The 22,651-nt window shown below is 60.3% G+C and carries 18 protein-coding genes and 6 tRNA genes; 18 read left to right on the forward strand and 6 right to left on the reverse strand.

The features are described from left to right. From ftsK to cysG, 6 genes are all read left to right on the forward strand, one after another. On the forward strand, positions 1–2,403 hold the full coding sequence (gene ftsK, locus P8H27_RS12180; protein WP_289637837.1) for a DNA translocase FtsK: 2,403 nt from the start codon (positions 1–3) through the stop codon (positions 2,401–2,403). Positions 2,404–2,433: 30 nt separating this feature from the next. Beyond that, positions 2,434–3,060 carry an outer membrane lipoprotein chaperone LolA gene (lolA, locus tag P8H27_RS12185; protein ID WP_289637838.1) on the forward strand — a complete coding sequence of 209 codons (627 nt, stop codon included), beginning with the start codon at positions 2,434–2,436 and terminating at the stop codon, positions 3,058–3,060. A 19-nt stretch (positions 3,061–3,079) separates the two neighbouring features. After that, positions 3,080–4,405 carry a replication-associated recombination protein A gene (locus P8H27_RS12190; RefSeq protein ID WP_289637839.1) on the forward strand — a complete coding sequence of 442 codons (1,326 nt, stop codon included), beginning with the start codon at positions 3,080–3,082 and terminating at the stop codon, positions 4,403–4,405. Beyond that, the gene (crcB, locus tag P8H27_RS12195) at positions 4,402–4,776 is read left to right on the forward strand and encodes a fluoride efflux transporter CrcB (protein ID WP_289637840.1); all 375 of its coding nucleotides are present in this window, start codon (positions 4,402–4,404) and stop codon (positions 4,774–4,776) included. Before P8H27_RS12190 ends, crcB begins: the two co-directional genes overlap by 4 nt. 16 nt (positions 4,777–4,792) lie before the next feature. After that, positions 4,793–6,073, forward strand: coding sequence for a serine--tRNA ligase (gene serS / locus P8H27_RS12200; protein WP_289637841.1), 1,281 nt, complete (start codon positions 4,793–4,795; stop codon positions 6,071–6,073). 104 nt (positions 6,074–6,177) lie between these two features. Next, positions 6,178–7,572, forward strand: coding sequence for a siroheme synthase CysG (gene cysG / locus P8H27_RS12205; protein WP_289637842.1), 1,395 nt, complete (start codon positions 6,178–6,180; stop codon positions 7,570–7,572). A 436-nt stretch (positions 7,573–8,008) separates the two neighbouring features. Here cysG and P8H27_RS12210 read toward each other — a convergent pair whose 3' ends face one another. The 6 genes from P8H27_RS12210 to P8H27_RS12235 form a co-directional block, all read right to left on the reverse strand. Beyond that, complete coding sequence (locus P8H27_RS12210; RefSeq protein WP_289637843.1) at positions 8,009–9,004, reverse strand: glycosyl transferase family protein; 996 nt, start codon at positions 9,002–9,004, stop codon at positions 8,009–8,011. Then, complete coding sequence (locus P8H27_RS12215) at positions 9,001–9,336, reverse strand: TusE/DsrC/DsvC family sulfur relay protein (RefSeq protein ID WP_289637844.1); 336 nt, start codon at positions 9,334–9,336, stop codon at positions 9,001–9,003. The genes P8H27_RS12210 and P8H27_RS12215 overlap by 4 nt, the downstream gene beginning before the upstream one ends. Beyond that, positions 9,333–9,632: a sulfurtransferase complex subunit TusB gene (gene tusB / locus P8H27_RS12220; protein WP_289637845.1), complete on the reverse strand. Its 300-nt coding sequence runs from the start codon at positions 9,630–9,632 to the stop codon at positions 9,333–9,335. The genes P8H27_RS12215 and tusB overlap by 4 nt, the downstream gene beginning before the upstream one ends. After that, positions 9,632–9,985 (reverse strand): sulfurtransferase complex subunit TusC, encoded by a 354-nt coding sequence (tusC, locus tag P8H27_RS12225; RefSeq protein ID WP_289637846.1) that lies wholly within the window; start codon positions 9,983–9,985, stop codon positions 9,632–9,634. The genes tusB and tusC overlap by 1 nt, the downstream gene beginning before the upstream one ends. A gap of 1 nt (position 9,986) precedes the next feature. Further along, positions 9,987–10,379, reverse strand: a complete 393-nt coding sequence (gene tusD / locus P8H27_RS12230; protein ID WP_289637847.1) for a sulfurtransferase complex subunit TusD — start codon at positions 10,377–10,379, stop codon at positions 9,987–9,989. 109 nt (positions 10,380–10,488) lie between these two features. Beyond that, complete coding sequence (locus tag P8H27_RS12235; protein WP_289637848.1) at positions 10,489–11,157, reverse strand: Bax inhibitor-1/YccA family protein; 669 nt, start codon at positions 11,155–11,157, stop codon at positions 10,489–10,491. Positions 11,158–11,403: 246 nt separating this feature from the next. Here P8H27_RS12235 and P8H27_RS12240 point away from each other — a divergent pair. The 12 genes from P8H27_RS12240 to P8H27_RS12295 all read left to right on the forward strand — a co-directional run bounded on the left by P8H27_RS12240 (position 11,404) and on the right by P8H27_RS12295 (position 21,425). Then, positions 11,404–11,494: transfer RNA gene (locus tag P8H27_RS12240), tRNA-Ser, on the forward strand. A 1,443-nt stretch (positions 11,495–12,937) separates the two neighbouring features. Beyond that, positions 12,938–14,554 (forward strand): multicopper oxidase family protein, encoded by a 1,617-nt coding sequence (locus P8H27_RS12245; RefSeq protein WP_289637849.1) that lies wholly within the window; start codon positions 12,938–12,940, stop codon positions 14,552–14,554. A 137-nt stretch (positions 14,555–14,691) separates the two neighbouring features. Next, positions 14,692–15,258: an SCO family protein gene (locus P8H27_RS12250; protein ID WP_289637850.1), complete on the forward strand. Its 567-nt coding sequence runs from the start codon at positions 14,692–14,694 to the stop codon at positions 15,256–15,258. Between the two features lie 121 nt (positions 15,259–15,379). Beyond that, positions 15,380–17,392 (forward strand): multicopper oxidase family protein, encoded by a 2,013-nt coding sequence (locus tag P8H27_RS12255; RefSeq protein WP_289637851.1) that lies wholly within the window; start codon positions 15,380–15,382, stop codon positions 17,390–17,392. 248 nt (positions 17,393–17,640) lie between these two features. Beyond that, positions 17,641–18,285, forward strand: coding sequence for a UvrY/SirA/GacA family response regulator transcription factor (uvrY, locus tag P8H27_RS12260; RefSeq protein ID WP_289637861.1), 645 nt, complete (start codon positions 17,641–17,643; stop codon positions 18,283–18,285). Positions 18,286–18,301: 16 nt separating this feature from the next. Next, the gene (gene uvrC, locus P8H27_RS12265) at positions 18,302–20,125 is read left to right on the forward strand and encodes an excinuclease ABC subunit UvrC (protein WP_289637862.1); all 1,824 of its coding nucleotides are present in this window, start codon (positions 18,302–18,304) and stop codon (positions 20,123–20,125) included. 33 nt (positions 20,126–20,158) lie between these two features. Continuing rightward, the gene (pgsA, locus tag P8H27_RS12270; protein WP_289637852.1) at positions 20,159–20,719 is read left to right on the forward strand and encodes a CDP-diacylglycerol--glycerol-3-phosphate 3-phosphatidyltransferase; all 561 of its coding nucleotides are present in this window, start codon (positions 20,159–20,161) and stop codon (positions 20,717–20,719) included. A 67-nt stretch (positions 20,720–20,786) separates the two neighbouring features. Then, positions 20,787–20,862, forward strand: a tRNA-Gly gene (locus P8H27_RS12275). A 74-nt stretch (positions 20,863–20,936) separates the two neighbouring features. Further along, positions 20,937–21,012 (forward strand) — tRNA-Glu (locus tag P8H27_RS12280). Positions 21,013–21,038: 26 nt separating this feature from the next. Then, positions 21,039–21,114 (forward strand) — tRNA-Gly (locus P8H27_RS12285). 39 nt (positions 21,115–21,153) lie between these two features. Continuing rightward, positions 21,154–21,227: transfer RNA gene (locus P8H27_RS12290), tRNA-Cys, on the forward strand. A gap of 111 nt (positions 21,228–21,338) precedes the next feature. Continuing rightward, positions 21,339–21,425 (forward strand) — tRNA-Leu (locus P8H27_RS12295). Positions 21,426–22,651 lie beyond the last annotated feature (1,226 nt).

Below are 22,651 nucleotides of genomic sequence, written 5' to 3' on the forward strand. Positions count from 1 at the left end.
TTGAAGAACTCCACCACCACCGCCCAGCCCCAAGAATGGCGCAGCAAGTTGCAGTACCGCCTGAAAGAGGGCGCGTTGATCGCCCTGGCGGCGCTCTGCGCCTTTTTGCTGATGGCGCTGCTGACCTATGATGCCGCCGACCCAGCTTGGGACAATAGCATCCAGGCAGGTCGTATTCAGAATGCTGGTGGCAGTATTGGCGCTTGGCTGTCCAGCGCGCTGTTCGGTGCTTTGGGCTATTTCGCCTATCTCTTCCCTTTGCTGTTGGGGGTCAAGGCCTGGCAGGTATTGCGTACGCGCAACCAAGCTTGGCAGTGGAATGGCTGGCTGTTTTCCTGGCATAGCATCGGTTTGGTCTTTTTGATCCTGTCCGGCACAACCCTCGCGGATATCCATTTCCAGGCAGCGCTCGGTATGCAGAACTCCGGTGGAGGCATGCTGGGTGCCAGTCTGGGCGAACTGGCGACCAATGCCCTCAACGTGCAGGGCAGCACCTTACTGCTGATTGCGCTGTTTCTCTTCGGCTTGACCGTGTTCAGCGACCTGTCCTGGTTCAAGGTCATGGATCTCACCGGCAAGATCACTCTGGATCTCTTCGAGCTGGTGCAGAGCCTGGTCAACCGCTGGTGGAACGCACGCACCGAGCGCAAGCAGTTGGTTGCCCAGTTGCGCGAAGTCGACGAGCGGGTCAGCGAAGTGGCGGCGCCGATGGTGCACGACCGCCGCGAGCAGGCCAAAATCAAAGAGCGCCTGCTTGAGCGCGAGGAAGCGCTGAGCAAGCACATGAGTGCCCGTGAAAGCCGTACGGCGCCCGTGATCACTCCGCCAGCGGAGCCAAAAGCCGCCGAGCCGAGCAAGCGCGTACAGAAAGAGAAGCAGGCGCCATTGTTCGTCGACAGCGCCGTCGAAGGCACCTTGCCGCCGATATCGATTCTCGATGTCGCCGAGAAGAAGCAGAAAAAATTCTCCCCCGAGTCATTGGAGGCCATGTCGCGCCTGCTGGAGATCAAACTCAAGGAGTTCGGCGTCGAAGTCATGGTCGAGTCCGTGCACCCGGGCCCGGTGATCACCCGTTTCGAGATCCAGCTCGCCGCCGGGGTCAAGGTCAGTCGCATTTCCGGGTTGGCCAAGGATCTGGCGCGTTCGATGGCGATCATCAGCGTGCGGGTGGTCGAAGTGATTCCCGGTAAAACCACCGTGGGCATCGAGGTGCCCAATGAAGACCGGCAGATCGTGCGGTTTTCCGAGGTGCTGTCGTCAGCCGAATACGATGACGCCAAGTCTCCGGTGACACTGGCCCTCGGCCACGACATCGGCGGCCGTCCGGTGATCACCGACCTGGCCAAGATGCCCCACTTGCTGGTTGCCGGCACCACCGGCTCGGGCAAGTCGGTCGGGGTTAACGCGATGATCCTGTCGATCCTGTTCAAGTCCACGCCGGAAGAGGCGCGCCTGATCATGATCGACCCGAAAATGCTCGAGCTGTCGATCTACGAAGGCATTCCGCACCTGCTGTGCCCGGTGGTCACCGACATGAAGGAGGCAGCCAACGCCCTGCGCTGGAGCGTCGCCGAAATGGAACGGCGCTATAAGCTGATGTCGAAGATGGGCGTGCGCAACCTGGCCGGCTTCAACCGCAAGGTCAAGGATGCCGAGGAGGCGGGCGAGCCCCTGGCCGATCCGCTGTACAAACGCGAAAGCATGCACGACGAGGCGCCGCTGCTGAAAACCCTGCCGACCATAGTCGTTGTGGTCGACGAGTTTGCCGACATGATGATGATCGTCGGCAAGAAGGTCGAAGAGTTGATCGCGCGGATCGCGCAGAAGGCCCGCGCCGCGGGCATTCACCTGATTCTCGCCACCCAGCGCCCGTCGGTGGATGTGATCACCGGTCTGATCAAGGCCAATATTCCGACGCGCATGGCCTTTCAGGTGTCGAGCAAGATCGATTCGCGCACCATTCTCGACCAGGGCGGCGCCGAACAACTGCTCGGCCACGGCGACATGCTTTACCTGCCACCGGGCACCGGCTTACCGATTCGGGTGCATGGCGCCTTCGTCTCCGACGAGGAAGTTCATCGTGTGGTCGAGGCCTGGAAGTTGCGCGGCACCCCGGACTACATCGAAGACATCCTGGCGGGCGTCGAAGAGTCCGGCAGTGGCTTTGACGGCAGCAGCGAGGGGGGTGGCGAAGGCAGTGAAGAAGATCCGCTGTATGACGAAGCCGTACGTTTCGTCACCGAAAGCCGGCGCGCCTCGATTTCGGCCGTGCAGCGCAAGTTGAAGATCGGCTACAACCGCGCGGCGCGGATGATCGAAGCGATGGAAATGGCTGGCGTGGTGACATCGATGAGCACCAATGGCTCGCGCGAAGTGATCGCACCGGGCCCTGCTCGTGACTGACGCCTATAAATTAATCTGATAAGGAGTTCCATGCGCCTGATTCGTATGCTGTTGCTGGCAGCTTTGAGTATTTCCAGCGTTGCCGTCCTGGCGGACGAGGATGCGTCGGCACAGCGTCTGACCGCATTGCTCAACCAGGCACAAACGGTCAGTGCGCGCTTTTCGCAGCTGACCCTGGATGGCAGCGGTACGCAGTTGCAGGAAACCGCCGGTCAATTAGTGCTCAAGCGTCCGGGGCTGTTCCGCTGGCACACCGACGCGCCCATGGAGCAGCTGCTGGTGTCCAACGGCGAGAAGGTCTGGCTGTATGACCCGGATCTGCAACAAGTGACCATCCAGACCCTCGATCAGCGTCTGACCCATACCCCGGCACTGCTGCTGTCTGGTGACGTCTCGAAGGTTCAGGAAAACTTCGAGATCAGCCACCAGGAAGGCGGTAACGTGGTCGACTTCATGCTCAAGCCGAAGTCCAAGGACACCCTGTTCGATAGCCTGCGCCTGTCGTTTCGCGGCGGGGTGCTGAATGACATGCAACTGATCGACAGCATCGGCCAGCGCACCAATATCTTGTTCCTCAGCGTGAAGATGAACGAAGCCGTGGACGACACGCTGTTCCGCTTCGATATTCCCGAAGGCGCGGATGTCATTCAAGAGTAAGAGGTCGTAGCCCGCTACCATGGATTTGTTCCGCAATGCCCCCATCGCTCAGCCCCTGGCGGCTCGCTTGCGTGCCGCCAGCCTGGACGAGTACGTTGGCCAGGAGCATCTGCTGGCACGCGGCAAGCCGCTGCGCGAAGCGCTGGAGCAGGGCGCGCTGCACTCGATGATCTTCTGGGGCCCGCCGGGCGTGGGCAAGACCACCCTGGCGCGTTTGCTGGCCCAGGTCACCGATGCCCATTTCGAGACGATTTCCGCGGTGCTCTCCGGGGTCAAGGAAATCCGCCAGGCGGTCGAGATCGCGCAACAGCACGCGGCCCAGTATGGCCGCCGAACCATCCTGTTCGTCGACGAGGTGCATCGCTTCAACAAGTCGCAGCAGGATGCCTTTCTGCCCTACGTGGAAGACGGCACCCTGATCTTCATCGGTGCCACCACCGAAAACCCCTCGTTCGAACTGAATAACGCACTGCTTTCGCGGGCGCGCGTTTATGTGCTGAAAAGCCTCGATGAAGACGCGCTGCGCAAACTGGCGAACCGCGCCTTGGCCGACCCCAAAGGCTTGGCCGAGCGCCAACTCAGCCTGCCAGAGGAAAGCTTCAAGATTCTTCTGGCTGCTGCCGACGGCGATGGCCGACGCTTGCTGAATTTTCTGGAAAATGCCGCGGATCTGGCCGAGGACGGCGGGGTCATCAGCAGCGAACTGTTGCTGGATCTGCTCGGCGACAGTCGCAGGCGCTTCGACAAGGGCGGCGAAGCCTTCTACGACCAGATTTCCGCGTTGCACAAGTCGGTGCGCGGCTCCAGCCCGGACGGCGCGCTCTATTGGTTCGCGCGCATGCTCGATGGCGGTTGCGACCCGCTGTACATTGCCCGCCGGGTGGTGCGCATGGCCAGCGAAGACATCGGCAACGCCGATCCGCGCGCACTGACGCTGTGTCTCAATGCCTGGGATGTGCAGGAACGTCTGGGCAGCCCGGAAGGCGAGCTGGCGGTGGCCCAGGCCATCGTTTACCTGGCTTGCGCGCCGAAGAGCAACGCGGTGTACGGCGCGTTCAAGGCGGCGATGCGCGATGCCGCCGAACATGGCTCCCTGGAAGTGCCGCTGCACCTGCGTAACGCCCCGACCAAACTGATGAAGGAACTGGGCTACGGCGACGAATACCGCTATGCCCATGACGAGCCGGAAGCCTACGCCGCAGGTGAGGATTACTTCCCCGAGCAACTGCCGCCACGGCGCTACTATCAGCCTGTGCCGCGCGGCCTCGAGCAGAAAATTCGCGACAAGCTCGCGCATCTGGCCAGCCAGGATGCGACCAGTGTGCGCAAGCGGAGAAAGCCATGATTGCGGTCGTTTTCGCCGTGGCGGCTGGTGGTGCTTGCGGAAGCCTGTTGCGCTTTGCCACGGGCAACTGGATCAACGCAAACTGGCCGCACTATTTCTACACCGCAACCCTGGCGGTAAACATCCTCGGCTGCCTGCTGATCGGCTACCTGTACGGGCTGTTTCTGCTGCGCCCGGACATCCCGCTGGAATTACGCGCCGGCTTGATCGTTGGCTTTCTGGGCGGCTTCACCACCTTTTCATCCTTTTCCCTCGACACCTTGCGCCTGCTGGAAAGCGGCCAGGCGCCAATAGCCTTCGGCTATGTGGCGCTGAGCGTGTTGGGCGGTCTGCTCGCGACCTGGGCAGGCCTATCATTCACCAAACTCTGATCGACGAGAATCTGACATGCTCGACTCCAAACTGGTGCGCAGCCAACTCCACGATGTGGCTCAGCGTCTCGCCGCCCGCGGCTTTCAACTGGACGTGGCGCGTTTTGAAGCGCTGGAAACCCAGCGCAAGACGGTGCAGACCCGCACCGAGCAGTTGCAGGCCGAGCGTAACAGTCGCTCCAAAGCCATCGGCCAGGCCAAACAGCGCGGTGAGGACATCGCGCCGCTGCTGGCGGATGTCGACCGCATGGGCAGCGAACTGGAGCAAGGCAAGCAGGAGCTGGATGCCATTCAGCTTGAACTGGACAACCTGCTGCTGAATATTCCCAATCTGCCACACGAGTCGGTGCCGGTCGGCGACGATGAAGAGGGTAACGTCGAGGTGCGTCGCTGGGGCACGCCCAAGACCTTCGACTTCGCCATTCAGGATCACGTAGCCCTGGGCGAACAGCACGGCTGGCTGGATTTCGAAACCGCCGCCAAACTGTCCGGTGCGCGTTTCGCCCTGTTGCGTGGGCCGATCGCTCGCCTGCATCGCGCCCTGGCGCAGTTCATGCTCAACCTGCATACCGCCGAACATGGCTATGAAGAGGCCTACACGCCTTATCTGGTTCAGGCGCCGGCGTTGCAGGGCACCGGTCAGTTGCCCAAGTTCGAGGAAGATCTGTTCAAGATCAGCCGCGAAAACGAAGCCGACCTGTACCTGATTCCGACCGCCGAAGTATCGCTGACCAATATCGTCGCCGGCGAAATTCTCGACGCCAAACAATTACCGCTGAAGTTGGTCGCCCACACCCCGTGTTTCCGCAGCGAAGCCGGTGCGTCCGGCCGCGATACCCGTGGCATGATCCGTCAGCATCAGTTCGACAAGGTCGAGATGGTGCAGATCGTCGAGCCGGGCACCTCCTACCAGGCTCTGGAAGAGCTCACCGGCAACGCCGAAAAAATCCTGCAACTGCTCGAACTGCCGTATCGCGTGCTCGCCCTCTGCACCGGCGACATGGGCTTCAGCGCAACCAAGACCTACGACCTGGAAGTCTGGGTGCCGAGCCAGGACAAGTACCGCGAAATCTCCTCCTGCTCCAACTGCGGCGACTTCCAGGCGCGGCGTATGCAGGCGCGCTATCGCAACCCCGAAACCGGCAAGCCCGAACTGCTGCACACCCTCAACGGCTCCGGCCTGGCCGTGGGCCGCACCCTGGTGGCGGTGCTGGAGAACTACCAGCAAGCCGACGGCAGCATTCGTGTGCCCGAGGTGCTCAAGCCCTACATGGGCGGCATCGAAGTTATCGGCTAAGCCGCAACTTGGCAGGGTGGGCTTGAGCCCGCCGCTGCAGGCAATTTTGCTGGGCCGAAGCCCAGCCTACGGGCAAGTCACTGCCACTTACACGGATTACAACCATGGACTTTCTCCCACTGTTCCATAAATTGCAGGATCGCCTGGTGCTGGTGGTCGGTGGCGGTGAAGTTGCCCTGCGCAAGGCACGCCTGCTGGCCGATGCCGGCGCCAGGCTGCGGGTCGTCGCGCCCGAGGTGCGCGACGAACTGCGTGAGCTGGTCGGGCAAGGCGCTGGTGAGGTGCTGCTGCGCAGCTACCAACCCGGCGACTTGAGCGGCGTGGTGTTGATCATTGCCGCCACCGACGACGAACCGCTCAACGCGCAGATATCGGTACAGGCCCAGAGCTTGGGGATTCCGGTCAATGTGGTGGATGCGCCGAAACTGTGCAGCGTGATCTTCCCGGCGATCGTCGACCGTTCGCCGCTGATAGTCGCGGTCACCAGTGGCGGCGACGCACCGGTATTGGCGCGTTTGATTCGCGCCAAAATCGAAACCTGGATCCCGGCGACCTATGGCCAGCTGGCCGCACTAGCGAAGAAGTTCCGCGCGCAGGTCAAAGGCCTGCTCCCTGACGTCCAGCAACGCCGGGTGTTCTGGGAAGACGTGTTCCAGGGCCAGATCGCCGAGAGCGTATTCGCCGGTAAGTTGCAGGAAGGCGAACGTCTGCTCGAGGAGAAAGTCGCGGGCGGCGCGCCGCTTGCCCTGGGCGAGGTGTATCTGGTCGGTGCCGGTCCGGGCGACCCCGATCTCTTGACCTTCCGCGCCCTGCGCCTGATGCAGCAGGCCGATGTGGTGCTCTACGACCGCCTGGTCGCCCCGGCGATCATCGAGCTGTGCCGGCGTGATGCCGAGCGTATTTATGTCGGCAAGCAGCGCGCCGAACATGCAGTGCCGCAGGAACAGATCAACCAGCACCTGGTCAACCTGGCCAAGGAGGGTAAGCGGGTGCTGCGGTTGAAGGGCGGTGATCCGTTTATCTTCGGTCGTGGTGGCGAGGAGATCGAAGAGCTGGCTGCCCACGGCATTCCCTTCCAGGTGGTGCCCGGCATAACCGCTGCCAGCGGTTGCGCGGCTTATGCCGGAATTCCGCTGACCCATCGCGACTATGCACAGTCGGTGCGTTTCGTTACCGGCCACCTCAAGAACGGCAGCTGCAATCTGCCCTGGGCGGAGTTCGCGGCGCCCAGCCAGACCCTGGTGTTCTATATGGGCCTGGTCGGCTTGCCGCTGATTTGCCAGCAGCTGATCGCTCACGGGCGCTCAGCCAGCACGCCTGCGGCGCTGATTCAGCAGGGCACCACACGCAATCAGCGAGTATTCACCGGCACCTTGGCGAACTTGTCGGAACTGGTCGGCCAGCATGAAGTGCATGCCCCGACCCTGGTGATCGTTGGCGAAGTGGTGCAACTGCGCGACAAGCTGGCCTGGTTCGAAGGCGCACAGGCCCAGATCTGAACCTGGCCGGGTAGCACCCAAGAGCGGCGTTTGGCCTAAGCATCGAGGCTTTTGCCAAACGTCCTTGCCCGGCAAGTGCTCGCCGCGCCTCCAGCCGCTCCAGGTCATCGAGCCGCTCGCCGAAGGCTTCCTCATAGGCTATGTCCCAATTATGTGTTGCATGCGCGATCTCTTGTAGGGGGGGCGCGCCTGTTCCTGACAGGCTAGCGGCATTTCCCACATCCATGTGGGTCACGCGACCCCGCGGCGAATGCAGCCCGCAGGGCTGCCTGCCCATCGTTTCGCGGTATAGCCAAAGCTCGCCCCGAGGTCGGGCCTCCTACGGATCGCAGGCCGTTCGCGCCTGGTGATACAACACCTAACGGGTACAGAGCCTTCTCATAGGCTTGTTGCGTGGTGGCAAAACCGGGGCGGTTCAATGGCGCAAAAAGTGGTCTTATGAGATCGCCAAGATCGATTTATTCCGCGCATCCCAACGCTGCTGCGCCTGTTCGAACGCCTCTTCGCGCGGCATACCCAGGCCTCGTAGTGCCACGGCCATGCTGCTCACGACCGCTAGCTGAGCGTAATCGTCCTCGACCTCGCCGCGCCAAAACGCTTGCAGGTGTGCGGGTTGTAAGGACTCGGGCTTGACGTGTCGTTGCGCCGATAGCGCTGGCCAATCCTCGTCCCAATTCTCGCCGTTGGCCGTGCCATAGAGATGGCTGGTGGCGTCCGGATTGATTTCAGCCTCGCCACCTTCACCCTTGATCACCAGCGCGGTGTCGCCGAGCAGTTGGCTGGCTTCGCGGTGTACCGCCTGGTAGCCCGGGTGAAAGATGCTTTGCAAGCCGCAGCGCGCCGATAAGGGGTTGAGGATGCGGGTCAGCGAGTGAATCGGCGAGCGCAAACCGAGGATGTTGCGCAAATCGATCATCCGTTGCAGTTGCGGCATCCAGTCGCCCAGGGGGATAAACGCCAGCTGCTGTTCCTGTAGGGCCTGTTCCACTTCGCCCCAGCTGCGGCACAGTGGAATATCCAGAAGCCCGATTACTTGCTCGCTATACAACCGCCCGGCGGTGTGCGCGCCGCCGCCATGCAGGAGGATGCGCACGCCGCTGTTGGCCAAGGCCTTGGCGGCGAGCAGGAACCAGGGCAAGTGGCGCTTCTTGCCGGCATAGCTGGGCCAGTCCAGGTCGACTGCAATGGCCGGCGCCTGTAAGCGTTCGCGTACCGCCTCGGCAAAGCCGGCCATCTCCTCGGCGCTTTCCTCTTTGTGCCGCAGCAGCATCAGGAAGGCGCCGAGTTGGCTGTCCTCGGTCTTGCCGTCGAGCAGCATGCCCATGGCGGCACGGGCTTCTTCTCGGGTCAGGTTGCGCGCGCCGCGCTTACCTTTGCCGAGGATGCGTACGAATTGGGCAAACGGGTGTTCTGCTGGGGTGACAAGGTTCATAGGCAATTCGTCGGTTTGGGCAGGCCCGCCAGCTTGGCGGCAAGTTTGGCGGGAGCGCCTTTGAACAGAAGATTGAGGTGCAGGCTGTTGCCTTGTTCCGGGCCCAGTTTGAGCGCCACATATTTGATCAGTGGGCGATTGGCTGGCGATAGCTGGAACTCGGCGTAGAAACTGCGCAATAGCAGCAGAATTTGCCAGTGTTCGGCGCTCAGAACCAATGCTTCCTGCTGCGCCAAGGCCTCGGCAACCGGCTCCGACCAGTCCGTCAGGCTAACCAGGTAACCGTCCTTGTCCAGTGCAATACGGCGGCCGGCGACTAGCATGTGGTTCATAACCAGCTGTTGACCTTGTCGAAGCGGCAACTGAGCTCGACGAACCCCGGATAGTCGACCACCTGTACCCGCGACGGGGCGGCGAGGGCGCGCGCGCAGAGGTCTTCGTCGAGGGCGAATATGCCGATGCTGCTCGGCAGCAGATCCAGAGCCTGGCGTTGTGCAGTCCCCGGTTGCAGGGCGTACACCGCATCGCCGCTGAGCAGCAGGCCGTCGGCGGGGCCGAGCAGGCGCAGACAACTGCTCAGGCGACTGTCGCTGAACGGCGAATGGGACAACACATGCAACGTAGCCATTAGAGTGTGATCACCTGGTCGTAGCGGTCGATAAGCGCGATTAGCGCAGCATCATCCAGCACCTGTACCGCTAGCGTCAGCTCATCCAGGCCGCGTTCTTGCAGGCTGCGTGCCGATGCATAGAGCGATTCCACGCCGAACATCGGTAACGCTTGCAGGTTGGCGCTTAGGTTCTTTTGTTGCAGGACTCGGGGCTGTTGCGCGGGCGCCAGCTGGAACACCCCGTCGTCGAGAAACAGCAGGCCGAGGGGCAAATCGAACGCGCCGCCAGCCAGGGCTATATCCAGCGCTTCACGAGCACCAGGCCCCGCCCAAGGCGGCTGACGGCTGATGATCAGCAAGGATTGGCTCATTTCAAGGCCCTCCGAAACAGACCAGGCGATCTACCGTTTGCGCCGCCTCATGCAACTGCCCCAGCCCGGAAAGCTCCCAGGACGCGTCCAGGTTGGCACCGTGGCGCTGGTAACGCTGCGCCTCCTGGTCGTTGAGGATGCCGCGACGCAACGCAGCGGCGATGCATACAACGCCATCGAGATGCTGCTGACGTACCAGATCGCGCCATTCAGCGCAGATATCCAGCTCATCCTGTGCGCTGACCACATTGCCCGAAGCGCTGTGCACGCCGTCCTGGTAGAAGAACAGCCGCACGATCTTATGGCCGCCGGCCAAGGCTGCCTGCGCGAAGCGCAGGGCGCGCCGGGAGGAGGGCGCATGCGGTGGGGCGAAGAGGGCGATGGCGAATTGCATATAAAACCCAGCAGGAAAATCTGCCGTAATGATAAAGCTTGAGCGCGCAAGATGCTTGTTGCAGGGATGAAAAAGCCCGCCGAAGCGGGCTTCGGGCGCCGCTCGGCGATCAGTCGTCGCTGCCCATGATGCCCATGATCTGCAGCAGGCTGATGAACAGGTTGTAGATCGACACATACAGGCTGATGGTCGCCATGATGTAGTTGCGTTCGCCGCCATGAATGATGGCGCTGGTCTGGAACAGGATGCAGGCCGAGGAAAACAGCACGAAACCGGCGCTAATCGCCAGTTGCAGGCCGCTGATCTGGAAGAAGAAGCCCGCCAACATGGCACCGATCAGGACGAAGAAGCCGGCCGTGATGAAACCGCTGAGGAAGCTCATGTCCTTGCGCGAAATCAGTACATAGGCGGACAGGCCACAGAAAACCAGGGCGGTCATGGTGAATGCCGAACTGACCACTTCCGCGCCGTTGGCCATGCCCAGGTAGCGATTGAGGATCGGTCCCAGGGTGTAGCCCATGAAACCGGTCAGGGCGAGAGTGGAAACCAGGCCCCAGGACGAGTCGCGCAGTTTAGTGGTGAGGAAGAACAGGCCATAGAAACCGATCAGCACCACGAAGATATTCGGATAGGGCACATTGGCGCGTTGTGCCAGAAAAGCGACCAAGCCGCTGAAGGCCAAGGTGATGGCCAGCAGGCCGTAAGTGTTGCGCAGTACGCGGCTGACTTCTTGCTGCTCAACCTGGGCGTGACTGAGTGCGTAATCCTGTTCGTGCATGGCGACGCTCCTGTAGAGGCTAATGGTTCCGTGACCAGAGTCGAGCTCGATAATAGCAGAGCTATGGCCACAGCCAACCCAGAGAGTTTGACAGTGTGTTGCGTTCCGGTAAGATTGCCGCCCGCACTTACGCCGCAAGCGTAACAAGGCGGTTGGATCTAGTGACCTGCTCGACTGTTGTCGACTGTTGTCAAGAGTGCGCGCAGTTGCAGTTTGCGAGAGGCGAAGGAAAAGCCTTAAAAATCTGGAGGGTTGGCAGAGCGGTTGAATGCACCGGTCTTGAAAACCGGCGAACGTTAATAGCGTTCCCAGGGTTCGAATCCCTGGCCCTCCACCATAATCAACAAAATCAAGGGCTTAGGTGAAAACCTAAGCCCTTTTTTGTGTGCGCCGCGACTGGCGCTGTTCGGTTCGCTGTGGCGGTGAGCTGGATGACTTGGAGGCGAAAGTCCTCCACACAGCCGGCAAGGGGAAGCGTTAGCTGGGCGGCAAGGGTGTCGCGGGGAACTGCGAACCTGAAGGAAGCCGAAGGCAAACTGCCGATCTTTCCGCAAGGGAGGCGCCGTCGATATCCCCGAGCGGCGCGACGGGACAAACCGGCGGGGTATCTGCCGCGTGATGAGTCGTCTGATTCAGCCCGCGCCGTTGTAGCTCGCCCTGGTCTTCGACCCTTTGTTCTCGGACTTCAGCTCCGCCTCCACTCCGGGCAGAAACCTTCATCAAGCCACCGAAACAGCCCGCGACCAAGTGGCGGCGGATTATCGCTGGAGCCTGAACTCGAACTGGAGAAGTTCTTCGTCGGCTCAACCACGACAAGCTTGATTGCTGAATTCGCTACCTGACTTCGAGAGCGCCAATCCGTTCGCTGCTGCTGAGCGTGCCATTTACGTGCATTTTGCCGCTTCTTTCTGTGCCTGCCGCAGCTACAGAGCAGATTGTCGATCCTGTCGCGGTGACGAATAAAGACCATGGATTGGTGCGCTTTATTCCATTAATTAGCTTTAATAACAATGATTTACCGGACAAAATGTCAAGTGTTTGTCGTTTCGACGTTATCTTGACAAATAGCGGAAGTGAACCTTTAGTTAGTCATGGGTGAGGGTGAGTTAATGGGGCTTGGCGTGCAGAAGAGGGCGCCAGTTCCGATGTTATCTGCCGCAACATGGAAGGAGTGTGTGATGGACAGGGTTACGCTTATGCAGAGCGTGAAGGCGTCTGTGCGGGATCATCTTGTTATGGGCCCCCTTCGTGGGCCGCCTTTCAGCTGAGCGATAGCATCAGGCAAGCGTCGCAGCACTGCTAGGGACTTTCCCCACTTCTGATCACTGATGAGCGAATGCAACTCAGAGGGAAAGTGCGTGCCAGTGATTGTGATGGCCACCATCTATCTAATCGTCGAGCAAGGTGTACACGGAGCAGCCGAGGCTAGGGTGTCTAGGGCATATAAGCAGGGCTGCAGTTGGACAAAAAGAAGCGCTGAGAGGTAAAAGCCATGACATCCCAATTTGCGGAGAGTCTGGGCAAGCTAGGGGTGGGAAACTGGAAAATTTCCATTAAGGCCGGAGGATGGGAGCCTTTGCTCAGCAATCCTCAGGCGCAGCTGGAGGGCGAGGGCAGGCGCTCTTTTCTGAAACTCACCGCTGCGGCAATGGCGGCACCGCTGCTTTTGGCTTCGCCCGATAGCAGTGCCAGACGCCGGCGCCGCCCGGATCCAACTCCAGACCCGGTTCCGGAGCCCGGCCCGGCAGTATTGCCGCCCAGCCCGCCAACCACACCCTGGGTGCAGTTTCTGCCTGAAGCCATCACGCCGCTGCAACCGGTCACCCTGAACCCTACGCCCACCGGCGTGCCGAACCCTGCTGACGGCGAATGCGGCCGCGCGCTGCACCAGCGCTGGGATGAGTTGTACGCCACGCCACGGCAATATCCGCCGGAGCACTACGAGCTGAGCGCCAAGGAAAACCCGGCCTGGGTGTTCAATCCGGCCTATCCGCCGCAGCGGATCTGGGGCTTTGCCATCGGCGAGGGGGCGGCGACAACACCGGGGCCGACCATCATGACCCGTTATGGCAAGCCGGTGATCGTACGCTTTAAAAATCGTTTGCCGCAGAACCATGTCGGCTTCGGCTCGCCGGAGATCTCGATGCATTTGCACAATGCGCACACCGGCTCGGAGAGCGATGGCTATCCCGGCGATTACTTCAGCCCGATCAAGGCCGGGCCAACGCTGGCCGGCCCAGGGCAGTGGAAGGATCATTTCTACCCGAACATCTATGCCGGCTATGATCAGATGCAGAACGGCATCGGCGACGAGCGCGAGGCCCTGGCCACCCTCTGGTACCACGACCACACCTTCGACTTCACCGCGCCCAACCTGTACCTCGGCATGGCCGGCTTTTACCTGCTGTATGACCATATCGACTCGGGCAATGAGCGCGATCCAGATCCGCGGGCCTTGCGCCTGCCGAGCCACCCCTACGATTACCCGTTGAGCTTTGGCGATCGCCGCTTCGATGCCAGCGGCCGACTGATCTACGACCAGGTCGAGCCGGACGGCACGCTGGGCGACAAGATCGTGGTCAACGGCAAGATCGAGCCGGTGCTCAAGGTCGCCGCGCGCAAGTACCGCTTCCGCCTGCTCGATATTGGCCCCAGCCGGATCTACGAGTTTTACCTGCAGAGGGCCAACGGCGTCTCGCTGACCTTCACCCATATCGGCAACGACGGCAATCTGTTCGCGGCGCCGCTGAAGAATACGGTCAATGTGCATATCGCCGTGGCCGAGCGCGCCGACATCGTGATCGATTTTTCTCAGTACCCGATCGGCACCGAACTGTACCTGGTCAATCGCCTGGTGCAGACCAGGAGCCGCCAGCCCGACGGTTTGGGCGCGGCCACCCGGGTGCTGAAGTTTGTCGTCGATCGCCATCCGCCAGAGCAGGATCTGAGCCAGGTGCCCAATGTGTTGCGCGCACAGCCACCGCTCGATCTGGCGGAAATCGCCGCCGCGCCGGTGCGCCGCTGGGTATTCGAACGCAAAAACGGCATGTGGGCGATCAACGGCCAGTTCTTCAACCCCAACAGTGCGCGGGCGGTAATTCCCAAGGGCGGTGCCGAGGTCTGGGAGCTGGTGAATATCGATAACGGCTGGGATCACCCAATCCATATCCACTTCGAGGAGGGGCGCATCATCAGTAAGACCCAAAATGGCGTCGCGGTGCCGGTGCCGCCGTACGAGCAGGGGCGCAAGGACGTGTATCTACTCAAAGGGCAGTCGACCATCCGGGTATTTATCCGCTTTCGCGATTACGTCGGCAAGTACGTGATGCACTGCCATAACCTGATCCACGAAGACCACGCGATGATGCTGCGCTGGGACATCAAAGACGACAACTAGTCGCTGAGACTGGAGGAATTTCTATGAACACTCGAAGAAAGCTCCTGGCTGGCATAGGCACAGCGGCACTGGGCGGATTGTTGTTGGGTCGCTCTTCGCTGCAGGCGCATGAGGCATTTGAATCGGCCGATATCGACATGGCCGACGCCAGTGTGGATGGCGCGCAGACCAGCTATTTTCCTAACGTTTGGCTCGACAGCCACGAGGGCAAAAGAGTCCGGTTCTACGACGATCTGGTGCGCGGCAAGATCGCCGTCATCAACTTTATGTTTGTCCAGTGCGGCGACATCTGCCCGACCATGACCGCCAACCTGCTCAAGGTGCAAAAGCTCCTGGGCGAGCGCATGGGGCGCGACATTTTCATGTATTCGGTCAGTCTGCAGCCGGAGATGGATACGCCCGAAGTACTCAAGGCTTACGCCGAGATGCATCGCGTCCAGCCGGGCTGGCAGTTCCTCACCGGCACGGCGGCGGACATCAAGCGCCTGCGCTATGGGCTGGGCTTCTATGACCCGGTCGAGGAAGTCGATAGAAACCTCGGGACTCACACCGGCATGTTGCGCATCGGCAACGACCGCAGCGAGCGCTGGACCATGGCGCCGGCACTGGCTGAGCCTGAGCGGATCATCGCCACCATCAATCATGTGGACGGGGCCATGGTGCACACGGCGTACCGACGTGCCGACGATGCTGTTCGAGCCTGATCGCGCACCCTTGAGGGCGTAGGGCGCGCCCTGCTCAACAATCCAGGGAGGAGTAATTCTGCGGCCATGACTGTTGCCCGCGCGAATGGAATGCTCTGGGGGCTGCAGGGAGGGTATGTCCATGCACGCCACACGGCTGAAATGCTGGGAAGGTAAACTGAAAGCCGGGGCTTGGAAAGTGTCCGTCAGGGCCGGCGGCTGGGAACCCTTGACCGCCATCCTGGAGCATTCGTCCGCTGAGCAAGCGCGACGCTCCTTCCTCAAGTTCGGCGCCGCGGCAATCGCTGCGCCGTTGCTGCTGATCCCCCTCGGCAGCTCCGCGCGGAGCCGTCGACGTGACGACGACGAGGACGCCGGCCCGGTGCTGCCGCCAAGCCCGCCGACCATGCCCTGGCGGATCGAGCTGCCCGCGGCAATCGACCAGCTGCAGCCGGTGGTTCTCGATCCGCCGCCGATGGAGGTGGCCAACAGCGCCGCCGGCGAGGCCGGGCGCGCCCCGCATCAGCGTTGGAACGAGCTGTACGAGACGCCGCGCCAGTATCCGCCGGTGCACTATGAGCTGAGCGCCAAGGAAAACCCGGCCTGGGTGTTCAATCCAGCCTATCCGCCGCAGCGCATCTGGGGCTACGAGGGCAATTCGCCGGGTGCGACCACGCCGGGGCCGACCATCTTCGCCCGTTATGGCCAGCCGACCATCGCCCGTATCCACAACCGCCTGCCGCAGGATCACGTCGGCTTCGGTTCGCCGGAGATATCCACCCACCTGCACAACATGCACACGGCATCGGAGAACGACGGTTACCCCGGCGATTACTACAGTGCCAACAAGGCCGGCCCGACCCTGGCCGCGCCCGGGGAGTTCAAGGATCATTTCTACGCCAACATCTATGCCGGTTACGATGAGCAGCAGAACGCTATCGGCGACCCGCGCGAAGCATTGGGCACGCTGTTCTACCACGACCACACCCTGGACTTCACCGCACCGAACGTGGTTCGCGGGCTGATGGGCTTCTTCCTGATCTTCGATCATATCGACTCGGGCAACGAGCACGACCCGAGCCCGAGCGCGCTGCGCCTGCCGAGCTACCCCTACGATTACCCGCTGGACTTCTCCGACCGGATTTTCGACCAGAACGGGATCATGCTCTGGGATCAGGTCAACCCCGAAGGCGTGCTCGGCGACAAGGTGATCGTCAACGGCTACATCGAGCCGCTGCTGCGGGTGGCGGCACGCAAGTATCGCCTGCGTCTGCTCAATGGCGGGCCTAGTCGTTTCTACGAGTTCTATCTGGTCACCTCGAATGGCAAGGAGCAACGCTTCACCTATATCGGCAACGACGGCAACCTGCTGCCGGCGCCGCTGCTCGATCAGTTCAAGGTGCGCCTGGGCGTGACAGAACGCGCCGATATAGTGGTGGACTTTGCCCAATACCCGATCGGCACCGAGCTGTACCTGGTCAACCGGCTGCGTCAGGAAAAGACCCGTTTGCCCAAGGACGTGGAAAAGCCTGGCGCCCGCGTGCTGAAAATCATCGTCGATCGTTACCCGCCAGAGCAGGACGTCAGCCAAGTGCCCAGCGTACTGCGCGAACTGCGTCCACTCGATCCACAAGAGATTGAAGAGGCCAAGGTAAGGCGCTGGGAGTTCGACCGCCGCAATGGCATGTGGGCAGTGAATGGTAAGTTCTTCGATCCGAATAAACCCAATGCCAAGATCAAGCAGGGCGACGCCGAGGTCTGGGAATTGGTGAATGAAAGTGGCGGCTGGAGCCATCCCATCCATATTCACTTCGAAGAGGGGCGCATCCTCAGCAAGACCCGGGACGGCAAGGACGTGCCGGTGCCGCCCCACGAGCAAGGCCGCAAGGACGTTTACTCGCTGGAGGAAGAGTCGAGCATCAGGGTGCTCCTGCGCTTCCGAGACTTCACTGGCAAGTATGTGATGCATTGCCACAACCTGATCCACGAGGATCACGCGATGATGGTGCGCTGGGATATCGTGGCCGATTCGAGCCAGGCCGAGCCGATGGTTGAGGCCGCCGCAGAGCGGTCTGAAGAGGCGCTGGGCGGTTCCGCCGTCGAACCTGCCAAGGCTACGGAGAAGGCGCCGAGCAGGAAGAGGCGCAAGCGTTAGCAGGCCGTTGAAGAATACGGGCACGGCAGTGCTGCGGGGGCGCTACTCAATCACGGCAATAGAATGTCCTGCCGCCAGGACGACGGCGCAGCTTTTGGCTGGCTACACAATCAATATGGCATTTTTTTGGCGCTTGCTATTTGATCGGCATGCGCGAAACTAGGTCTGCATCACTCTTTTTTGCTAAGGTGAGCGCCGCGAATAAGACCAATGAAGACTGCCGCGTTTATGCGCAACGAGGAATCCGCTTGATTAGGGTGCTGGTGGTCGATGACCACGATCTGGTTCGAACAGGCATCACGCGTATGTTGGCCGATATTGATGGCCTGCAAGTCGTAGGGCAGGCGGATTCAGGCGAAGAAGCACTGAAGAAGGCTCGCGAATTGAAGCCCGACGTGGTTCTGATGGACGTCAAGATGCCCGGCATCGGCGGCCTCGAGGCGACCCGCAAACTCCTGCGCAGCCATCCCGATCTCAGAGTCGTCGCCGTGACCGCCTGTGAAGAGGACCCTTTTCCCACTCGCTTGCTGCAGGCAGGTGCCTCTGGCTATCTGACCAAGGGCGCGGCCTTGACCGAGATGGTACAGGCCATTCGCCAGGTGTTTGCCGGGCAGCGCTACATAAGCCCGCAAATCGCCCAGCAATTGGCGATCAAGTCGTTTCAGCCACAAAGCACTAACTCGCCCTTCGATTTACTTTCCGAGCGGGAGATTCAAATCGCCTTGATGATCGCCGGCTGCCAGAAGGTGCAGAGCATCTCCGACAAGCTGTGCCTGTCGCCGAAAACGGTGAATACTTACCGCTATCGGATCTTTGAAAAGCTGTCGATTACCAGCGATGTGGAGCTTGCCTTGCTCGCCGTGCGCCATGGCATGGTCGATGCCACCAGCTGAAATGCCTGCGACTGAAATGAACGCCCCGTTCGACCCCAGCGCCTTCCTCGCCACCTGCAGCAGCCGCCCAGGCGTCTACCGCATGTTCGACGGGGACGCCAAACTGCTCTACGTCGGCAAAGCGAAAAACCTGAAGCAACGCCTCTCCAGCTACTTTCGCAAGAGCGGCCTGGCGCCGAAGACTGCCGCCTTGGTCGGCCGAATCGTGCAGGTCGAAATCACCATTACCGCCAATGAAACCGAGGCCCTGCTGCTCGAGCAGACGCTGATCAAACAATGGCGGCCGCCTTACAACATCCTGCTGCGCGACGACAAATCCTATCCCTACGTATTCCTGTCGGATGGCGAATATCCGCGCCTGAGCATTCACCGCGGGGCGAAGAAACAGAAGGGCCGCTATTTCGGCCCGTACCCCAGTGCCGGAGCCATTCGCGAAAGCCTCAGCCTGCTGCAAAAAGCCTTTTTGGTGCGCCAGTGCGAAGACAGCTTTTTCAAAAATCGTACACGCCCATGCCTGCAGTATCAGATCAAGCGCTGTAAGGGGCCATGTGTCGGTTTGGTCGATCCGGCGGAATATGCCGAGGACGTGCGCCATTCGCAAATGTTCCTCGAGGGGCGCAGCAATGCACTCGGCGATGAACTGTCCAGCGCCATGCAACAAGCCGCCGCGTCTCTGGAGTTCGAGCGCGCCGCCGAGTTGCGCGACAAAATGGCCTTGCTGCGCCGCGTGCAAGACCAGCAAAGCATGGAAGGCGGCAGCGGCGATGTCGATATAGTCGCGGCCATGGTCAACCCGGGTGGCGCTTGCGTGCACCTGATCAGCGTGCGTGGCGGTCGTGTGCTCGGCAGCAAAAATTTTTTTCCGCAGGTGGCGATTGAGGAGGAGGTGAGTGAGGTGCTGCTGGCCTTTCTCGCTCAATATTACCTGGGCCACCAGGAACGCGAGTTGCCTGCCGAACTGATCGTCAATGCACAGCATGAAGACTTCCCCACGCTTATCGCAGCAATCGATGAATCGCGTGGCTACGAGTTGAGCATCAGTTGCCGGGTGCGCGGAACCCGCGCGCGCTGGCAGCAGCTAGCGGTGACCAATGCCGAGCAAGCGCTCGGCGCTCGTCTTGCCAGTCGCCAGCATGTGACCGCCCGATTTGAAGCCCTTGCCGAGGCGCTGAACATGGACGAGGTGCCACAGCGCCTCGAATGTTTTGACATCAGTCACTCCAGCGGTGAAGCCACGGTGGCGTCCTGCGTGGTGTTCGGCCCGGAAGGGCCGCTAAAATCCGATTACCGCCGCTACAACATCGAAGGCGTCACCGCCGGCGACGACTACGCCGCCATGCACCAGGCCCTGACTCGACGCTTCAGCAAGATCAAGGACGGCGAGGGCAAGCTGCCGGATATCTTGCTGGTCGATGGTGGCAAGGGACAACTGGCGATGGCCCGAGACGTGCTGAATGAATTGGCCGTCCCTGAGTTGATCCTGCTCGGCGTGGCCAAAGGGGCGACGCGCAAACCTGGACTGGAAACCCTCTACCTCAACGACGCGACCCACGAGTTCACCTTGCCGGGGAACTCGCCGGCACTGCACCTGATCCAGCAGATCCGCGACGAATCACACCGATTTGCCATTACCGGACACCGGGCGCGCCGGGGCAAGGCCCGCCGCACTTCAAGCCTGGAGGAAGTCGCCGGGGTAGGGCCGAAGCGTCGTCGTGAGCTGCTCAATCATTTTGGCGGTTTGCAGGAATTGTCTCGGGCCAGCAGCGAAGAAATCGCCAAAGCGCCCGGGATCAGTAAAAAGCTTGCGGAGCTGATTTATGCCGCACTGCACAGCGAGTAGAATGCCGGCTTACCTTGTAGCCCAGTTGTGTCGATGAATATCCCTAACCTGCTTACAGTGCTCCGTGTTGTGCTGATCCCGATCTTCATTCTGATGTTCTACCTGCCATTCAGTTGGAGTTATTGGGCCGCTAGCGCGGTGTTCGCTATTGCCGCATTTACTGACTGGCTTGATGGCTTTCTGGCACGCCGCTGGGAGCAGAGCACCCCTTTCGGCGCCTTTCTCGATCCGGTCGCCGACAAGTTGATGGTGGCGGTCGCACTGGTCTTATTGGTGGCCGAGCATGCCAACCTGTGGCTGACCTTGCCGGCGGTGATCATCATTGGTCGCGAGATCGTCGTCTCGGCCTTGCGTGAATGGATGGCCGAGCTGGGCGCGCGCGCGCATGTCGCCGTGTCCGAGCTGGCCAAGTGGAAAACCGCGGCGCAAATGGTTGCCCTGATCATGCTGCTAGCCAACCCACCCTTGTTCACATTCTGGGTTCTGCTCGGCTATGGGCTGCTGATAATTGCCGCCATCCTGACTTTGTGGTCGATGCTGCAGTATCTGCTAGCCGCCTGGCCGCATCTCAGCACCTCCGCAGAAAAGAAATAAGCTTTTTTGAATCAAGGGGTTGACGGGGCGTTCTGAAGATATAGAATGGCGCCCGTCTACAAGACAAGCGGGAATAGCTCAGTTGGTAGAGCACGACCTTGCCAAGGTCGGGGTCGCGAGTTCGAGTCTCGTTTCCCGCTCCAGATTTCCAAGCAGCGCTTGTGTGCTACTGCTTGCATCGGCCGGTTATTCGCCGACTGATACAAAAAAGTTCCAGGTCCCCTTCGTCTAGTGGCCTAGGACACCGCCCTTTCACGGCGGTAACAGGGGTTCGAGTCCCCTAGGGGACGCCAACTTCGTTGTCGATACAGTTGTAATTGCGGGAATAGCTCAGTTGGTAGAGCACGACCTTGCCAAGGTCGGGGTCGCGAGTTCGAGTCTCGTTTCCCGCTCCATTTTCAACGGACCGTCTAGAACGGTTCGTTTAGTTTCAAGGCTGAGTAGCAGAGTGGTTATGCACCGGATTGCAAATCCGTGAACGCCGGTTCGATTCCGACCTCAGCCTCCAATTAAAAAGCCTCGTAGATCTTTGATTTACGAGGCTTTTTATTGAAAGATGGAAATCTTGCGTGGCAAGTAAGGGCTGTATATAGTCCAAGCCTCGCTGCATCGCTCTACCGCCCGAATGGCGAAATCGGTAGACGCAAGGGACTTAAAATCCCTCGAGGGTAACCTCGTGCCGGTTCGATTCCGGCTTCGGGCACCAATAAAATCAAGGGTTTACCGAATTGCCGGTAAGCCCTTTTTATTGGGCGATGGTTTTTCGTGCCTGTTTGCTGCCTGTTAGGCCAAGGGTAGTGGTGGGGCATGCAGGGGAGAGAGGCGGGAACCGTCTACGATTTACGCCTAGCGGGCATCATAGACCGTCAGGATCAGCAGCCAGGAAAGCCGGCTTTTGAGTTTTCTATGGATTTCCTCGATGTCAGCTACCGGGTGAAAGAGTGCATGCCTCGCAGTGACATGGCGTCCCTGGGGTGGGCCATTGAGCGTCATCATCCGTACGGCATTTTGATCAGCAAAGACAGGGGTCTATGTGATCTCTGGACAATTGGGGAAAGGTTCCGCAGCAAACTATTGCAGCCCTTAAGCCGGCCCCGTTCTTAGCGTTTGCCTAATACGCCCGCAGCCCCAGTGCCACTCTGCGCACCCGCTTAATCAACAGCCCCTTGGGCATGTATGATCGCGATTGGTGCAGGGAAGAACGTCGCCAGGCTTGGCGCTTAGCGCAGCGAGTACTGAATCCGACTATCCGCCAGGCGTTTACCCATCAAGGCCTCCAGCAGGCCCGCCAAGCCTGACCAGCGCGAAAAGCGTGCTGATCATCCTGGTGGTATTTATTGCGGTGTTAATCGCCTATGGCTTCGCATAATGTATATTATGTTAAATTACGTAGCATGAAGGGTTACTCAAGGCTAGCGCCTCCGAACTAGCGCTCCGAACTAAAAAGTCGAAATTTAGAGAACTAATGTCTTGAAAAATCGGTTACCGCATTTTCGAGAAACTGTAGTTGCGCTCGCCCTGCAATTCCGGATGGGCGCGTCTCCGCCGCCTGGCGGGCCTGATCCTCAACCGCCGCGAGCAGCTCACGCTCGGTGGCCAGCACTTGTCGTTGCTCGACTAGCTGATTGACAAGTGTCGAGATCAGCCTTGCGACTCTATAAGATCGAACTTTTGGCCCTAGTCACCCCATAAGCTCATTCTTAGCTCTGTAACGCGCTTTCGGCGAGGATCTCAGCTCACACAAGTACCCGGAAGTGAAGATCCAAACTCTCGGTACCTAAACATCCAAATCTAGGTATTTTGCCCCGGTTTAGATCTTGTCTTCCTCAAATGAGTAATATAAGCGGCAACAGACCCAGCTTTTACGGGTAACACGTACAGCGTCAAATCTGGCCCCTGCTGGCTCAGGATCCGTAAGTTATGCTTGATAAT

It is taken from the genome of Pseudomonas sp. sp1636, from assembly GCF_030376615.1.
Classification (GTDB): domain Bacteria; phylum Pseudomonadota; class Gammaproteobacteria; order Pseudomonadales; family Pseudomonadaceae; genus Aquipseudomonas.

Bases quoted from the DNA above. Each gene is read 5' to 3' on its own strand.
- lolA (WP_289637838.1), top strand. From the start codon at position 2,434: ATGCGCCTGATTCGTATGCTGTTGCTGGCAGCTTTGAGTATTTCCAGC.
- P8H27_RS12190 (WP_289637839.1), top strand. From the start codon at position 3,080: ATGGATTTGTTCCGCAATGCCCCCATCGCTCAGCCCCTGGCGGCTCGC.
- crcB (WP_289637840.1), top strand. From the start codon at position 4,402: ATGATTGCGGTCGTTTTCGCCGTGGCGGCTGGTGGTGCTTGCGGAAGC.
- serS (WP_289637841.1), top strand. From the start codon at position 4,793: ATGCTCGACTCCAAACTGGTGCGCAGCCAACTCCACGATGTGGCTCAG.
- cysG (WP_289637842.1), top strand. From the start codon at position 6,178: ATGGACTTTCTCCCACTGTTCCATAAATTGCAGGATCGCCTGGTGCTG.
- P8H27_RS12210 (WP_289637843.1), bottom strand. From the start codon at position 9,004: ATGAACCTTGTCACCCCAGCAGAACACCCGTTTGCCCAATTCGTACGC.
- P8H27_RS12215 (WP_289637844.1), bottom strand. From the start codon at position 9,336: ATGAACCACATGCTAGTCGCCGGCCGCCGTATTGCACTGGACAAGGAC.
- tusB (WP_289637845.1), bottom strand. From the start codon at position 9,632: ATGGCTACGTTGCATGTGTTGTCCCATTCGCCGTTCAGCGACAGTCGC.
- tusC (WP_289637846.1), bottom strand. From the start codon at position 9,985: ATGAGCCAATCCTTGCTGATCATCAGCCGTCAGCCGCCTTGGGCGGGG.
- tusD (WP_289637847.1), bottom strand. From the start codon at position 10,379: ATGCAATTCGCCATCGCCCTCTTCGCCCCACCGCATGCGCCCTCCTCC.
- P8H27_RS12235 (WP_289637848.1), bottom strand. From the start codon at position 11,157: ATGCACGAACAGGATTACGCACTCAGTCACGCCCAGGTTGAGCAGCAA.
- P8H27_RS12250 (WP_289637850.1), top strand. From the start codon at position 14,692: ATGGCCGACGCCAGTGTGGATGGCGCGCAGACCAGCTATTTTCCTAAC.
- P8H27_RS12255 (WP_289637851.1), top strand. From the start codon at position 15,380: ATGCACGCCACACGGCTGAAATGCTGGGAAGGTAAACTGAAAGCCGGG.
- uvrC (WP_289637862.1), top strand. From the start codon at position 18,302: ATGAACGCCCCGTTCGACCCCAGCGCCTTCCTCGCCACCTGCAGCAGC.
- pgsA (WP_289637852.1), top strand. From the start codon at position 20,159: ATGAATATCCCTAACCTGCTTACAGTGCTCCGTGTTGTGCTGATCCCG.